16 protein-coding genes are annotated in these 12,761 nt (G+C 68.7%); 11 read left to right on the top strand and 5 right to left on the bottom strand.

Going from position 1 to position 12,761, the window contains the following annotated elements; genetic code table 11:
• Positions 1–232 precede the first annotated feature (232 nt).
• The 4 genes from GOAMR_RS22520 to GOAMR_RS22505 form a co-directional block, all read right to left on the bottom strand.
• The gene (locus GOAMR_RS22520) at positions 233–1,252 is read right to left on the bottom strand and encodes an ABC transporter substrate-binding protein (RefSeq protein ID WP_005193426.1); all 1,020 of its coding nucleotides are present in this window, start codon (positions 1,250–1,252) and stop codon (positions 233–235) included.
• A gap of 45 nt (positions 1,253–1,297) precedes the next feature.
• The gene (locus GOAMR_RS22515; protein WP_005193425.1) at positions 1,298–2,023 is read right to left on the bottom strand and encodes an ABC transporter ATP-binding protein; all 726 of its coding nucleotides are present in this window, start codon (positions 2,021–2,023) and stop codon (positions 1,298–1,300) included.
• Complete coding sequence (locus GOAMR_RS22510) at positions 2,020–2,889, bottom strand: ABC transporter permease (protein ID WP_005193424.1); 870 nt, start codon at positions 2,887–2,889, stop codon at positions 2,020–2,022. Before GOAMR_RS22510 ends, GOAMR_RS22515 begins: the two co-directional genes overlap by 4 nt.
• A 234-nt stretch (positions 2,890–3,123) precedes the next feature.
• Positions 3,124–3,447 (bottom strand): hypothetical protein, encoded by a 324-nt coding sequence (locus GOAMR_RS22505; RefSeq protein ID WP_040516165.1) that lies wholly within the window; start codon positions 3,445–3,447, stop codon positions 3,124–3,126.
• Between the two features lie 124 nt (positions 3,448–3,571).
• On the opposite strand from GOAMR_RS22505, the gene GOAMR_RS22500 reads away from it, so the two are divergent.
• The 8 genes from GOAMR_RS22500 (at position 3,572) to GOAMR_RS22465 (ending at position 8,975) form a co-directional block, all read left to right on the top strand.
• On the top strand, positions 3,572–4,159 hold the full coding sequence (locus GOAMR_RS22500; protein ID WP_005193422.1) for an Hsp20/alpha crystallin family protein: 588 nt from the start codon (positions 3,572–3,574) through the stop codon (positions 4,157–4,159).
• A gap of 123 nt (positions 4,160–4,282) precedes the next feature.
• Positions 4,283–4,912: a DUF4178 domain-containing protein gene (locus GOAMR_RS22495; RefSeq protein WP_005193421.1), complete on the top strand. Its 630-nt coding sequence runs from the start codon at positions 4,283–4,285 to the stop codon at positions 4,910–4,912.
• Positions 4,912–5,532: a DUF2617 family protein gene (locus GOAMR_RS22490; protein WP_050942864.1), complete on the top strand. Its 621-nt coding sequence runs from the start codon at positions 4,912–4,914 to the stop codon at positions 5,530–5,532. The genes GOAMR_RS22495 and GOAMR_RS22490 overlap by 1 nt, the downstream gene beginning before the upstream one ends.
• 16 nt (positions 5,533–5,548) lie before the next feature.
• A complete protein-coding gene (locus GOAMR_RS22485; RefSeq protein ID WP_005193419.1) occupies positions 5,549–6,037 on the top strand; it encodes a DUF4247 domain-containing protein in 489 nt (162 codons plus the stop codon).
• Between the two features lie 53 nt (positions 6,038–6,090).
• Complete coding sequence (locus GOAMR_RS22480; protein ID WP_005193418.1) at positions 6,091–6,516, top strand: DUF350 domain-containing protein; 426 nt, start codon at positions 6,091–6,093, stop codon at positions 6,514–6,516.
• A complete protein-coding gene (locus tag GOAMR_RS22475) occupies positions 6,516–8,096 on the top strand; it encodes a polyamine aminopropyltransferase (protein WP_005193417.1) in 1,581 nt (526 codons plus the stop codon). Before GOAMR_RS22480 ends, GOAMR_RS22475 begins: the two co-directional genes overlap by 1 nt.
• Positions 8,096–8,554 (top strand): helix-turn-helix domain-containing protein, encoded by a 459-nt coding sequence (locus GOAMR_RS22470; protein WP_005193416.1) that lies wholly within the window; start codon positions 8,096–8,098, stop codon positions 8,552–8,554. Before GOAMR_RS22475 ends, GOAMR_RS22470 begins: the two co-directional genes overlap by 1 nt.
• Before the next feature lie 10 nt (positions 8,555–8,564).
• Positions 8,565–8,975 (top strand): VOC family protein, encoded by a 411-nt coding sequence (locus GOAMR_RS22465; protein WP_005193415.1) that lies wholly within the window; start codon positions 8,565–8,567, stop codon positions 8,973–8,975.
• A 70-nt stretch (positions 8,976–9,045) separates the two neighbouring features.
• Here the strand turns inward: GOAMR_RS22465 and GOAMR_RS22460 are convergent, their stop codons facing one another.
• Complete coding sequence (locus GOAMR_RS22460; protein ID WP_040516163.1) at positions 9,046–10,356, bottom strand: DNA polymerase III subunit delta'; 1,311 nt, start codon at positions 10,354–10,356, stop codon at positions 9,046–9,048.
• Positions 10,357–10,529: 173 nt separating this feature from the next.
• On the opposite strand from GOAMR_RS22460, the gene GOAMR_RS22455 reads away from it, so the two are divergent.
• Genes GOAMR_RS22455 through GOAMR_RS22445 form a run of 3 tightly spaced genes read left to right on the top strand, consistent with a single transcriptional unit; the run spans position 10,530 to position 12,735 of the window.
• The gene (locus GOAMR_RS22455) at positions 10,530–12,053 is read left to right on the top strand and encodes an adenylate/guanylate cyclase domain-containing protein (protein WP_083837103.1); all 1,524 of its coding nucleotides are present in this window, start codon (positions 10,530–10,532) and stop codon (positions 12,051–12,053) included.
• A 45-nt stretch (positions 12,054–12,098) separates the two neighbouring features.
• Positions 12,099–12,362 carry an AbrB/MazE/SpoVT family DNA-binding domain-containing protein gene (locus GOAMR_RS22450; protein ID WP_005193412.1) on the top strand — a complete coding sequence of 88 codons (264 nt, stop codon included), beginning with the start codon at positions 12,099–12,101 and terminating at the stop codon, positions 12,360–12,362.
• Entirely contained in the window at positions 12,349–12,735 is a 387-nt protein-coding gene (locus GOAMR_RS22445) for a type II toxin-antitoxin system VapC family toxin (protein WP_005193411.1), read from the top strand. The genes GOAMR_RS22450 and GOAMR_RS22445 overlap by 14 nt, the downstream gene beginning before the upstream one ends.
• The last annotated feature ends 26 nt before the right edge of the window (positions 12,736–12,761 follow it).

Genomic DNA, 12,761 nt, shown 5'->3' with positions numbered 1-12,761 from the left:
CGGAACTTCGGTGCCCGCGACGGACGACCGGCGTGTCAAAAAGGACCGGCCTCACCGTCCCGACCTGGCACTCACAGTCCGCGAGTGCCAAAGACCGTTTTAGCACTCGGCCCCGGCGAGTGCAAGGTGTCCGCCGACAGCTGAACCGCCCGGCCACCGCTCCGGTGACATGGCGGAAGATCCGCGCGCCATAGGCGCGCGGATCTGCCACTTACCGTCGGTTCCGGCGTGCTCAGCCGGCCGACGGCCCTTCGAACTGATCGTCGATGAAGGACCTGACGTCGACCTTGCCGGGGAACTGCTTGGCGTCGGTGAAGGCGTCGGCGATGTCCTGTTCGGAGGCGACGATCCGGTCGGTGATGGGGGTGGGCTTCTTGATGGAGCGGGTCCAGGTGGTGCGGGAGGCGTCCTCGCTGATCTCGGTGAGCTGTGCGTACTTCTTGGTCCACTCGTCGAGGTTCTGCTCCGACCAGGTGGTGGCCTCGGCGTAGCGCTTGAGGAAGTCGCGGATCGCGGCCTTCTTGGCCGGGTCTCCGAGCGACTTGTCGGAGGCGATCCAGAAGTTGTAGCCGTTGCCGGCGGTGTCGGCGGCACCGATCAGTTTGGCGCCCGCCTCCTTCTCGGCGATCGCGGTGTACGGATCCCACACGGCCCAGGCGTCCACGTCACCCTTGGTGAGGGCGGTGTAGCCATCACCCGGCGGCAGGTAGACCGGCGTGATGTCGGTCAGCGACAGGCCCGCCTTCTTCAGGTGCAGCAGCAGGTTGGCGTTGGCCGAACTGCCCTTGGTCACCGCCACCTTCTTGCCCTTGAGGTCGGCCGGGGACTTGAGCGCCGAATCCTTGCCGACGACGATCGCGTCGCCCTTGCCGGTGGCCTCCAGCGCGCCGATGATCTTGATCTTGGCCTTGGCGGCGGCACCGAAGATGGCCGGGGTGTTGCCGACCTGCGCCAGGTCGATGCCGCCGGCGTTGGCGGCCTCCACCAGCGGCGGGCCCGCGGTGAACTCCGAGTACTCCACCTTGTACGGGGCGCCCACGAGCTTGCCCGACGCCTGGAGCAGCACCTGAATCGAAATAGCCTTCTGGTCACCGACCTTCAGGGTTACCTTGGACAGATCAACAGGGCCGGTGGAGGTTTCGGATGCCGAGCCCTCGTCACCGCCGTCGTCGGACGAGCAGGCGCCGATCAGCAGGGTCAGCACGGAAAGCAGCGCGAGCAGTGCCCAGTGCACTCGGCGCGACGGTTTCATCAGGACATTCCTTCTCTAGATGACAGTGCGGGCACAGCGGCGACGTCAGTGCTCGACGCCGAGCAGTGCGAGCAGGTGTTCTTCGTACACAGCGGCTTCCGGTGACGCGGCACGGCGCGGGCGGGGCAGGTCGATGACCACCTCGGCCCCGATCCGGCCGTCCTCCAGCACCAGCACCCGGTCGGCGAGCGTCACCGCCTCGGCGACGTCGTGGGTCACCAGCAGCACGCCGAATCGATGTTCGCCGAAGAGCCTGAGCAACAGCTTGTGCATCGACAGCCGGGTGAGGGCGTCGAGCGCGCCGAACGGTTCATCGAGCAGCAGCAGCGTGGGATCGGCGACGAGTGCCCGTGCGAGCGAGGCCCGTTGCGCCTCACCGCCGGACAGGGTCAGCGGCCAGTTGCCGGCGCGTTCGGCGAGGCCGACGTCGGCGAGCGCGTCGAGGGCGCGGAGTCTGGCGGCGGTCTTGTCGCGACGCCGGCCGGGGTAGCCCAGGACGACGTTGCGGGTGACGTTGAGCCACGGCACAAGTCGCGGTTCCTGGAACACCACCGTCGGGGTGCCGTCGACGGACACCTCACCGGTGTGGTCGTGGGAGAGCCCGGCCAGTACGCGCAGGAGCGTCGACTTGCCCGAGCCGCTGCGGCCGACGAGGGCGACGATCTCGCCGCGGCCGATGCGTACGTCGATGCCGTCGAGCACCCGGCGGCCGTCAAAGGATTTCACCAATCCCGCGACGTCGGCTGCGGATTCGGTTCCGGTTCTGGTCATCGCACGGCCTCCGGTCGCCAGCGCAGCGCCCACACCTCGATGCGGCGCACGATCGAGTCGGTGATCAGGCCGAGCAGCCCGTACACGAGCAGGCCGAAGATGACGATGTCGGTGCGCAGGAACTCGCGGGCGTTGTTGACGATGTAGCCCAGGCCCGCACCGGCGTTGACCTGTTCGGCCACGATCAAGGTGAGCCAGGCGATGCCGAGGCTTTGCCGCATACCCACCAGGATCTGCGGCAGCGCACCGGGGATCACCAGGTTGGTCAGCCGTTCACCGCGGCTGAGACCGAGGACCTCCCCCACCTCGATGAGCTTCGGGTCGAGCTGGCGGATCGCGGCAAAGGTGTTGAGGTACAACGGGAACAGCACACCGAGGGCGATCAGGTACACCTTGGGCGCCTCGTCGATGCCGAACCAGATGATGAACAGCGGGATCAGGCCGAACAGCGGCACGGTGCGCAGCATCTGCAGCGGCGGATCAACGGCGTACTCACCGAACTTCGACAGTGCCGCAAGCACTCCCAGACCGATACCGAGTACCGCCCCGAGCAGGAAACCGAGCGCGGCGCGCTGCGTGGACACCAGCAGCGCGTCGGTGAGCGCGCCCGAACGCCACACCTGCGCCCCGGCGTCGACGATCTTCGACGGCGCGGGCAGGATCTCCTCCGACAGCAGCCCCGTGCCGCTGGCGATCTGCCAGGCGACGAGCAGGGTCAGCGGCGCGATCGCGCGCAGCAGTGCCGGACGCCGGTACCAGGGAACGGTTTTCGCGGTCGACGCGGAATCCCCGGACGCGCCGCGGCCTGCGGTCGCCGGGATCACCGGTGCGCCGGACCTGGCGCGGCCCAGCAGATTGACAGCCATCGATCCCCCTCTCGCTCACGGTGCGGTTCGATGCGTGATCAGACCCCGGATTGGTGGTGCGAGTTAGACGATCACGCAAGAGCGACCGGCCTTCAACACTTTCGGTCACGACGATCGAATATCGGCAATCGAATTGCGGAACAGTGTGAAACGGACAATTTCGGCTCGCGTGGTTTCGAGGCTCGTCGCGTGCGCTCCTCACACCTCAACCAGCGGAATCAGGGAGATAGCCGATCAGGGGTCGACGGTGAACTCCGGGCTGCGGCCGTAGCCGGAGAGGCGGCCGCCGCCCCAGCTTCCGCTGCTGTAGGACTCGGCGATCGCAATGTAGGTGCCCGGGGCGATGTCGGTGGTGAGGGTGGCGCCCGGGGCGATCACACCGAGGAAGTCGGGTCGGCCGCCGGTAGTGGCGACGAAGATGCGGGCATGGGCGTAGGTGCCTGTGTCTGCGGTGGGCGCCGCCCACGTCACCGATATCCGCCCGGACCCGACGACGGCGCGAACGGTCAGTTCCGCATGCCCGGCGGGTTCGGTGGATCGGCGTCGCCACAGTCGCACGAGCCGAGAGTACTGCCCGGTATCGCGGGCGTCCGACAGAGCCGGCGAAATCCACGGGAATAGAAGTTGAGTCAGATGCGCTCAACTTTGTGTAGGTTCACCCAGACTCAGAAAGGCGCAGACCATGCCTGCTTACAAGACAACGGTTGCCACCCGCCGTCCCGTTCCCGCCCGCTACGTGCGCACCCCCGCCCGCCGTCCGTTCGGTGTCTTCGACGACCCGTTCGGCCGCGAATTCTTCGAGCTGTCCAACCGCCTGTTCGACAACGCCTTCGCGGGCGTCGAGCAGCGCGCCGCGGCGTGGACTCCGGCGGTTACCGTCAGCGAGACCGAGAAGGCGTTCGTCATCGAGGCCGAACTTCCCGGCATCAAGCGTGAGGACATCACCGTCGAACTCGACGACAACGCGCTCCACGTGCACGGGCAGACCACGGTGACCGAGCGCGAGGGACAGGTCCGGCATCAGACCCGGCGCACCGGCTCGTTCGACTACCGGCTCTCGCTCCCGGGCGAGGTGGCGGCCGATCAGGTGGGCGCGACGCTCGCCGACGGCGTGCTCCGGCTCGAGGTCCCCAAGGCCGAGCCGGCGCAGGCCCGCAAGATCGAGATCGCCGACGCCGCCCCGGCCGCCGAAACCACGGCGGAGGCCACCCCGGAGGGGACTGCGGACAGCACCGCCGGCACCACCGCGGCGGATACCACCGCCGAGTGACCCCCGGAAGGCCCTGATCCCGGAAGGCAAGGGCGCACAGCACCGCAACCCGGTGCTGTGCGCCCTTTCACGTGCGGGTCCTGCGCCGGGATGAACACCGCGGTACACAGTATTGTCGACCCAATGGAGTACCTGCTGATCATCGTCGTGGCTCTGCTCGCGATCATCGCGGTCGTCGTCATCTTCAACTTCCTGGGCAATCGGCGGGCCCGGCAGGCGCAGACCGATGCGGTGGCCGCCCGGGCGTACGCCCCGCGCGACCCGTTCTCCAGCGCCGACGACGACGCCGTCCGCGGCAACCCGCGCAACCTCGTCCCGGGCGACATGATCGAGATCCGTGGCCAGACCTTCGCCGTGCGCGGCACGCTGCGGCTGCGGCAGGACGGCTATGAGTGGACCGAGAACTTCATCGACACCGGGACCGGCCGCAAGAGCTGGATCTCCGTCGAGGACGACCCCGATCTCGAAGTCGTGCTCTGGCAGGAGGTCGGGCCGGACACCATCAGCCCCGGCCCGTACACCCTCGACCTCGACGGGCGCCGGTATACGTCCGACGAGTCCGGGCAGGCCCGCTTCACCTCCACGGGCACCACCGGGGTGGCCGCGAGCGGGGTCATGGCCTACCACGACTACGAAAGCGGCGACCAGCGCTTGTCGTTCGAGGACTACGGCAGCGGCTGGGAGGCCGCGCGCGGCGAGGTGCTCGGCCGCGGCGAGTACCGCATCTATCCGTCGACGACCCCGGGCGTGTGATGACTCCCCTGACACCCCCGACCCCGGACGCCCCGATCCCCGATGCCCCGGTGAAACCGGCCCCGTACGCCGACCTGTCCGTCGCCTACGCCGACACCTCGGCGAGCGGGCTCGGTTTCTCGCTGACCGCGCCGCTGCAGGAACCCCTGGCGCAGGCGGACGGCGAGGTGGCCGGACTGCCGGTGTCGTTGCGGCTGCTCGGCGCCAGCCATCAGGTGCTGGTCGGGCAGCATCCGCAACGGCACGGACAGTTGCTGGAGACCGTGGCCTGCCTGCCGGAGGTCACCTCGGATCTGCCGTCGTCGTTCCAGGAGTCGGGCTACTACTTCAACGCCCGCACCGAGACCATGGACGACGACGGCCTCACCGCGGCGGTGGCGGACATCGTCGCCGAGGTCGACGATCATCACCGCCGCGGACTGCCCGCGCTGCTCGGCCGGTTCCCCGGGTCGCCGCTGGCGCTGACGGCCATCGTCGCCGGTCCCGGCACCGGCGATCCCGGGTCGGAGGTGCTGATCACCTGGCGCACCTGGCACACGTATCCGCAGACCGGCGAGGTGGTGGTGACGTCGAGTTCGCTGTGGCGTCAGGGCGTCGCGCACAACAGGACGCAAGCGTGACGGGCCGGGTGCGGCGGTGAGCGATTCCGGGGATCCGCGGGACCGGCTCAACCGGATCCGCAACATCATCATCGGGTTGATCATCGTGGTCGCCGCCCTGGCGATGGTCGCCACCTGTACCGCCGACGTCGCGCGCAGCGGGGCCCGCAACTATGTGACATCGAAGTACACGCGCACCACCTCCCTCGACGAGGGCAACGTGAAGGCGTACATCGCCGACAAGCCCCCGTCGACGGTGGTGACGCAGCTGCGCAAGGCCGAGAAGCCCACCGATCAGCGCACCGCGACCTCGGGCGGGCAGTCCGGGACCTTCCTGCAGTACCCGGACTACCTGATCGGCCTGTTCCCCTATCAGTCGACCAAGACCCGGGTGATGGTGAGCAAGGACTACAGCAGCGGGTACACCCACTACCACAGCTACGTGGGCCACTACTGGGTGCCGACGCCGGCGTACTCGGGGTCGGGCAGCGGCAATCGCGGCGGTGGCAGCGGCAGTGGCAAATAGGGGCACTGGCAAATAGGGGCAGCGGGAAATAACGCGGCAGACAGAGGAGAGGCATGCTGGACAACCTGATCGAGAACTCGTATTCGGCCGCCGCGTACGCGGGTGTCGGTGTGGTGCTGATGGCGGTCTCGTTCGTCGTCGTCGACGCCCTCACCCCGGGCAAGTTGAGCACCCAGCTGTGGGGCACCCGCAACCGCAACGCGGCGGTCCTGGTCAGCTCCAACCTGGCCGGGGAGGCGATCATCGTGGCCGCCGCCATCGTCGCCAGCGAAGGCGATCTGGGCGAGGGACTCATCTACACGATCGTGTACTCGCTGATCGGGCTGGTGATCATGGCGGTGGCGTTCGTCCTGATCGACCTGCTCACCCCGGGCCGGCTCGGCGAGATCCTGCTCGACGAGAACCCGCATCCGGCGGTGTGGGTGCACGTCACCCTGCACGTGGCGATCGGTGTCATCGTCGCCGTGTCGATCCTGTAGTGGTGACGGCCGCGGCCCAGCCGGCCGGGCGACGGACGACAGCCAGGGCGGCGCTGCTGGCCGTCGTGTTCGTGTGTGCCGCCTGCGGGCTGGTGTACGAGCTCGCGCTGGTGTCGCTGGGTTCGTTCCTCATCGGCAACACCGCCACCCAGGCGTCGATCGTGCTGTCGGTGATGGTGTTCGCGATGGGCATCGGGTCGCTGGCCGCCAAACCGCTGCAACGGCACGCGACGGTCGCGTTCGCGGTGATCGAACTGGCGCTGGCGCTGCTCGGCGGCCTGTCGGTGATGGCCCTGTACTGGGCGTTCGCCTATCTGGAGTTCTACACGCCGGCGCTGGTCGTGGTGGCGTTCGTGCTCGGTCTGCTGATCGGTGCCGAGATACCGCTGCTGATGGTGCTGCTGCAGCGGATCCGCAGGCAGGACGCCGGGTCGGCGGTCGCCGACATCTTCGCCGTCGACTACATCGGCGCCCTCGTCGGCGGCCTGTGTTTCCCGTTCCTGCTGCTGCCGTGGTTCGGGCAGTTGCGCGGGGCGATCATCGTCGGGCTCGTCAACGCCGTCGCCGGCTGCTTTCTGGTGTTCGTGCTGTTCCGGCGGGCGCTGCGGCCACTCGTCGCGACGCTGTTGGGCGTCGCGGCGTGCGCGGTGGCCGCGGTGCTGGTGGCGGCCCTGGTTCTGTCCGGACGGTTCGAGGTCACCGCACGTCAGGCCCTGTTCCGCGACCCGATCGTCGCCGCTGAACGCACCCCCTACCAGGACATCGTCATCACCGAACGCGGCACCCCGGCCGGCCCCGACACCCGGCTGTTCCTCAACGGCGACCTGCAGTTCTCCTCGATCGACGAATACCGGTATCACGAGTCGCTGGTGCATCCGGCGATGTCCGGGGGAGGTGGGGCCGGCCGCGCCGAGTCGGTGCTGATCCTGGGTGGCGGCGACGGTCTGGCACTGCGGGAGGTGCTGCGCTACCGGGAGGTCCGCCAGGCCACGCTCGTCGAACTGGACCCGGAGATGATCTCGCTGGCCCGGCACGACCCCCGCCTGCGCGCACTCAATCGGGGGTCGATGACCGATCCGCGCGCGAATATCGTTGCCGCGGATGCATTCTCGTGGCTGCGGAAGAACCGGCAGCACTACGACGTGATCATCATCGACATGCCCGACCCCGACGAGACGGCGACCGCCAAGCTGTACTCGGTGGAGTTCTACTCGCTGGCCCGCGCGCACCTCGCCGACGGCGGCCGGCTCGTCGTGCAGGCGGGGTCGCCGTACTTCGCACCACGCTCGTACTGGTGTATCGATGCGACGGTGCGGGCGGCCGGGCTGCGCACCGTCCCTTACCACGTCGACGTGCCGTCGTTCGGCGACTGGGGTTTCGTCCTCGCCGGCCGCGGCACCCCGGCGCTGACGATGCGGTACCCGGGCGGCGACCCGGCCTCGTTGCGCTTTCTCACCCCCGACGAGCTGGCCGCCGCAGCGGTGTTCCCGAAGGACCGCGGTCGCCTCGACGTACCGGCGTCGACGCTGATGGACCCCCGGATCCTGCGGTACGCCCAATCCGAGTGGGCCCTCTACTGATGGCCGGTACGTCCGAGGACAGGGTCCGCGCCAACCGCGAGATGCTGCGCATCCGGGACCGCCTCGACCGCGACTACGCCGACCCCCTCGACATCGCGACTCTCGCGAGACAGGCCGCGATGTCGCCCGACCACCTGATCCGGACGTTCGCGGCGACGTTCGGTGAGACCCCGCACCGGTACCTGCAGCGGCGCCGCGTCGAGCGGGCGATGTTCCTGCTGCGCACCACCGATCTGCCCGTCACCGAGGTGTGCCTGCGGGTCGGCTACGACAGTCTGGGCGCGTTCAGCCAGCTGTTCTCGTCGGTTGTCGGGGTGTCGCCGTCCGCGTACCGGGCCGACGACGCGAACCATCCGCCCGACGGCCCGCACAACAGTTTCGTGAAGCGGTGGACCCGGCCGAGCACCCACACACATCCGTCGATTTCAAGGAAGCGCGCCCCCGGCGGCGACGCCTAGCGTCATTCCCATGAAACTCTCACACACCAGAATGTCCTCGATCTTCGTTCTCGACCAGGACGAGGCCCTCGACTTCTACGTCAACAAGCTCGGCCTCGAAGTGGGCACCGACGCCGACCTCGGCTTCATGCGCTGGCTGACCGTCCGCGTCCCCGGCGACAACCGGGAGATCCTGCTGGAGCGCCCGGGGCCGCCCGCCCAGGATCCCGGCACCGCCGACACCGTCCGCGAACTCGTCGCCAAGGGGGCGGGCGGCGGCTGGCTGGCGTTCCAGACCGACGACGTCGACGCGGCGTACGAGGAACTCGTCGCGGCGGGTGTCGAGATCACCGATCCGCCCAGCGACAAGGACTACGGTCGTGATTTCGGTGCCCGGGATCCGTTCGGGAACGGGCTGCGCTTCGGCAACGTCACCGCCTGAGTCACACCGATGCCGAGACGCCGGACAACCATCATGGTTGTCCGGCGTCTCGGGTTCAGCATCGGAGGGTTCAGCGTTTGAGTGCGAGGTTGACCTTGCCGACCATCGCGTCGAGCGCGAACTTGGGTTTGACGTTCTGGTCGAGGGCCTCGCGGCAGTCGAGGACGGCGTCGACACAGCACAACAGTTGTTCGGGACTTGCGTAGTCGGCCATGCCGGTGGTGAGGGAGTCGGTCTTGTCGGGGTGCATCGCGGTGACGTGCGCCCCCATCGACAGCAGCAGGGCGTCGCGGAACAGGGCGGCCAGGTCGACCAGTGCCCGGTCCAGGACGTCGCGGCCGACGCGGGTGGCCCTGGATTTCTGCCGTTTCTCCAGGTCCTTGAGGGCCCCGGCGCTGCCGCGGGGCATGCGGGCGGTGCCCTTCCCCTCGCCGCCCGCACCGAGGGCGGTCCTGAACTCCTCGAGTTCGGCGGCGTCGAGCTGGGCGCTGAGCGCCTTCGCGGCCTCCTCCGCCGAGCGCACGAGGGCCTCGGCGGCGGCGTAGGCGGTGGAGTCGCGGGTGGCGGCGCGGGCCAGGCCGAGGGCCTGTTCGCGCTGGGCGACTGCGTCGTCGTCGGTGGCCAGGCGTTTGGCGCGGCCCACGTGACCGCCGCACACCGACGCCGCCCAGCGCGCCTTGGTCTCGTCGATACCGTCGCGTTCGACGAGAACCCGGGCGATCGCGTCTACGGCCGGGGCGCCGAGCGCGACGTGCCGGCACCTCGAACGCAGCGTGACCGAGATGTCCTCGGGGTCGACCGACGGCGCGCACAGCAGGAACACGGTGCGGGCGGGCGGCTCCTCGACCACCTTGAGCAGCGCGTTGGCGGCCGACTCGGTGAGCCGGTCGGCGTCCTCGACGATGACGATCTGCCAGCGTCCGGTGCCGGGGCGGCGCGAGGCCAGCTGCACGATCTCGCGGACCACCGCGACCGACAGGCTCAGACCGTCGGGAACGACGTGCCGGACGTCGGCGTGGGTCTGGGCCATCACGGTCACGCAGGCGCGGCATTCGCCGCAGCCGACGTCGGCGGGGTCGTCGGCCTGGCATTGCAGGGCGGCGGCGAAGGCGGTCGCGGCCACCGACCGGCCGGATCCGGGTGGGCCGGTGAACAGCCAGGCGTGCGTCATCGACGCCCGGGAGGCGGCGTCGAACTCGTCGGCCGTGCCCCCATCGGGGGTGTCACCGTCGGGGTCGCCTCCGGGGTCGGCGAACATCGAGACGGCGCCCGCGGCGGCCTCGTCGAGCCGGGCCGCGGCCCCCCTGGCCGCACGCGCGGCGGCGCGCAATTCCGCCTCGGCAGCGGTCTGCCCGATCAGCCGATCAAAGACATTTGTCACAGTCGCCAACTGTAATCTCCTGGTCAGCCCCCGACGTACGACCGAATAGTGTGTAACTTTTGCAAGCATCCAGCTAACGTGGTGTCGTGGTAGAGCGCCGATCACGATGGTCCAAGGGCGTGCACCTTGCCCGCTGGCTGGTGCACACGCCCTGGCCTCTGCTCGCCCTCGACATGCTGCGCGCCAACCTCGTCGGCGCACTGTTCACCTTCGCCTTCCTCCGGTTCGGCATGCCCACCGAGGATTCGCTGGCGTTCAACGAGGTCGCGGGCGCCTCACAGGCGGTGTTCCTGAGCTACCTGGTGATCGCGACCATCATCGGTGGCTACTTCACCATCCGGTTGTCGCTGCCGGTCCTGATCTGGCAGCGGCGCCGCTCCCGGCTCGACGACGAGTTCGCCCGGCATCGCGCCCTGCAACTGCCCATGCTGCTGACCGGCCTCAACCTGGCGATGTGGTTCCTCGGCGGCAGCGTCTTCGCCATCACCAACCTGGCGGTGTCACAGAAGAACGCCTTCATCGGCGCGGTCGCCACCCTGATCGGTGCGCTGGTGACCTGCGTACTGGGCTATCTGCAGGTGGAGAAGGTGCTGCGGCCCATCACCGTCGCGGCGATGGCCAACGACCCGGACACCGCGTCGGCGCCGAGCATCACCACCCGCATCACGGTGTTCTGGACGGTCAGCGTCGGGGTGCCGCTGGCGGTGATCCTGCTGCTCATCACGTTGCAGCGGCTGCACTGGATCAACACCGACGCCGTGGGTATCCAACGGCCGATCGTGTGGATGGCCAGCGCCGCCCTCGTGTTCAGCACCGTCGCCATCGCCCGCGTCGTCTCCGCCATCAACGACCCGATCCGGCAACTGCGCAAGGCCCAGAACGAGGTGTCGGCGGGCAACCTCAACGCCGCGGTGAAGATCTACGACGGCAGCGATCTCGGCCTGCTGCAGGCAGGTTTCAACGACATGGTGGCCGGCCTGCGCGAACGCCAGGACCTGCGCAACCTGTTCGGCCGGTATGTGGGTGAGGACGTGGCGCGCCGGGCCATCGAGACGGGTACCGAACTCGGCGGCGAGGAACGCTACGTCGGCGTGCTGTTCGTCGACATCGTCGGCTCGACGAAGCTGGCCGTCGACCATCCGCCCCGCGAGGTGGTCGAGCTGCTCAACGAGTTCTTCCGCGTCGTCGTCAGGGTGGTCGGCAAGCACGGCGGCTTCGTCAACAAGTTCCAGGGCGACGCGGCGCTGGCCATCTTCGGCGCCCCGCTCGACCTCGACGACTTCTCCGGGTGCGCCCTCGCCGCGGCCCGGGAGCTGCGCGAGGAACTGTTCCACTCGCTCGGCGACACCGACATCGGCATCGGCGTCTCGGCGGGCAAGGCGATCGCCGGCCACATCGGCTCGGAGCAGCGGCTGGAGTACACGGTGATCGGCGACCCGGTGAACGAGGCCGCCCGCCTCACCGAACTCGCCAAGGACGAACCGACCCGGGTGCTCGGGTCGGCGCGGGCGGTGTTCCTGGCCTCCGCCGAGGAGGCGACGCACTGGGAGATCGGCGAGGGTGTGGAGCTGCGCGGACGCGGCATCGAAACCCTGCTGGCCCGGCCCGGCGAGGTGCCCGTCGACCCGGTTCCGGCCGAGGGCACCCCAAATCCGGTCAACACAGACCCGGACAACACAAGCGGGGCCGGGACCTGAGTCCGATTCCTGGCAACGATACCTTACTCGACGTAAACTCCTTACATGACCGCGATGTATGCGACGATCACGTCGAAAGGCCAGATCACCTTGCCTGTCGAGGCACGGCGGGCTCTCGGGCTGCGTGAAGGCCAGAAGGTCAGCGTCCGGGTGGAGGGCAATTCGCTGGTCATCGACGCCCCGGAGAGCGTCGAGTCCCTCCGGGCTCGCATCCGGGAGGAGGCGACCAGGCGCGGCACCTGGGGCATCGTTCCGGCCGCCGGTGACGGATGGACTGCTCGGGCAGAGGACTTCCGTGCCGGCGATTGACACCAATGTCATGCTGCGCTGGCTGCTCGACGACGTTCCTGCCCACACCGCCGCGGCACAGAAGTTGTTCGACAGCACCACCTGTGTCGTTCCCGATGTCGTACTGATCGAGACCGTCTACGTACTCGAACGCGTCATGCGGCTCTCTCGCGGCACGATTTCCGATTCGATCGAAGCGGTGCTCGCGATCGCCAACCTCGACATCAACCGGGAGATCTGGCAGGACGCGCTGAACGACTATCGCACGCGCCCCAAACTGTCGATCGCCGACACCTACCTGGCGTCGCTGGCGAGTCTGTCCGGAAACGCACCGCTGTACACGTTCGATCGCAAGCTCGCGAACCAGGCGGAGTCCGCCGAACTCCTGAGCTGACGCCGCGCCGAACCTCTGGGCCGACG

Origin of the sequence: Gordonia amarae NBRC 15530 (assembly GCF_000241345.1) — a bacterium.
GTDB lineage: Bacteria > Actinomycetota > Actinomycetes > Mycobacteriales > Mycobacteriaceae > Gordonia > Gordonia amarae.
The sequence above is the reverse complement of the archived record's forward strand: the minus strand, read 5'-3'. Positions and strand labels throughout refer to the sequence as shown.

Coding starts and splice junctions, on each gene's coding strand:
- GOAMR_RS22480 (WP_005193418.1), top strand. CDS start 6,091: ATGCTGGACAACCTGATCGAGAACTCGTATTCGGCCGCCGCGTACGCG.
- GOAMR_RS22465 (WP_005193415.1), top strand. CDS start 8,565: ATGAAACTCTCACACACCAGAATGTCCTCGATCTTCGTTCTCGACCAG.
- GOAMR_RS22500 (WP_005193422.1), top strand. CDS start 3,572: ATGCCTGCTTACAAGACAACGGTTGCCACCCGCCGTCCCGTTCCCGCC.
- GOAMR_RS22470 (WP_005193416.1), top strand. CDS start 8,096: ATGGCCGGTACGTCCGAGGACAGGGTCCGCGCCAACCGCGAGATGCTG.
- GOAMR_RS22490 (WP_050942864.1), top strand. CDS start 4,912: ATGACTCCCCTGACACCCCCGACCCCGGACGCCCCGATCCCCGATGCC.
- GOAMR_RS22520 (WP_005193426.1), bottom strand. CDS start 1,252: ATGAAACCGTCGCGCCGAGTGCACTGGGCACTGCTCGCGCTGCTTTCC.
- GOAMR_RS22450 (WP_005193412.1), top strand. CDS start 12,099: ATGACCGCGATGTATGCGACGATCACGTCGAAAGGCCAGATCACCTTG.
- GOAMR_RS22510 (WP_005193424.1), bottom strand. CDS start 2,889: ATGGCTGTCAATCTGCTGGGCCGCGCCAGGTCCGGCGCACCGGTGATC.
- GOAMR_RS22515 (WP_005193425.1), bottom strand. CDS start 2,023: ATGACCAGAACCGGAACCGAATCCGCAGCCGACGTCGCGGGATTGGTG.
- GOAMR_RS22455 (WP_083837103.1), top strand. CDS start 10,530: ATGCTGCGCGCCAACCTCGTCGGCGCACTGTTCACCTTCGCCTTCCTC.
- GOAMR_RS22495 (WP_005193421.1), top strand. CDS start 4,283: ATGGAGTACCTGCTGATCATCGTCGTGGCTCTGCTCGCGATCATCGCG.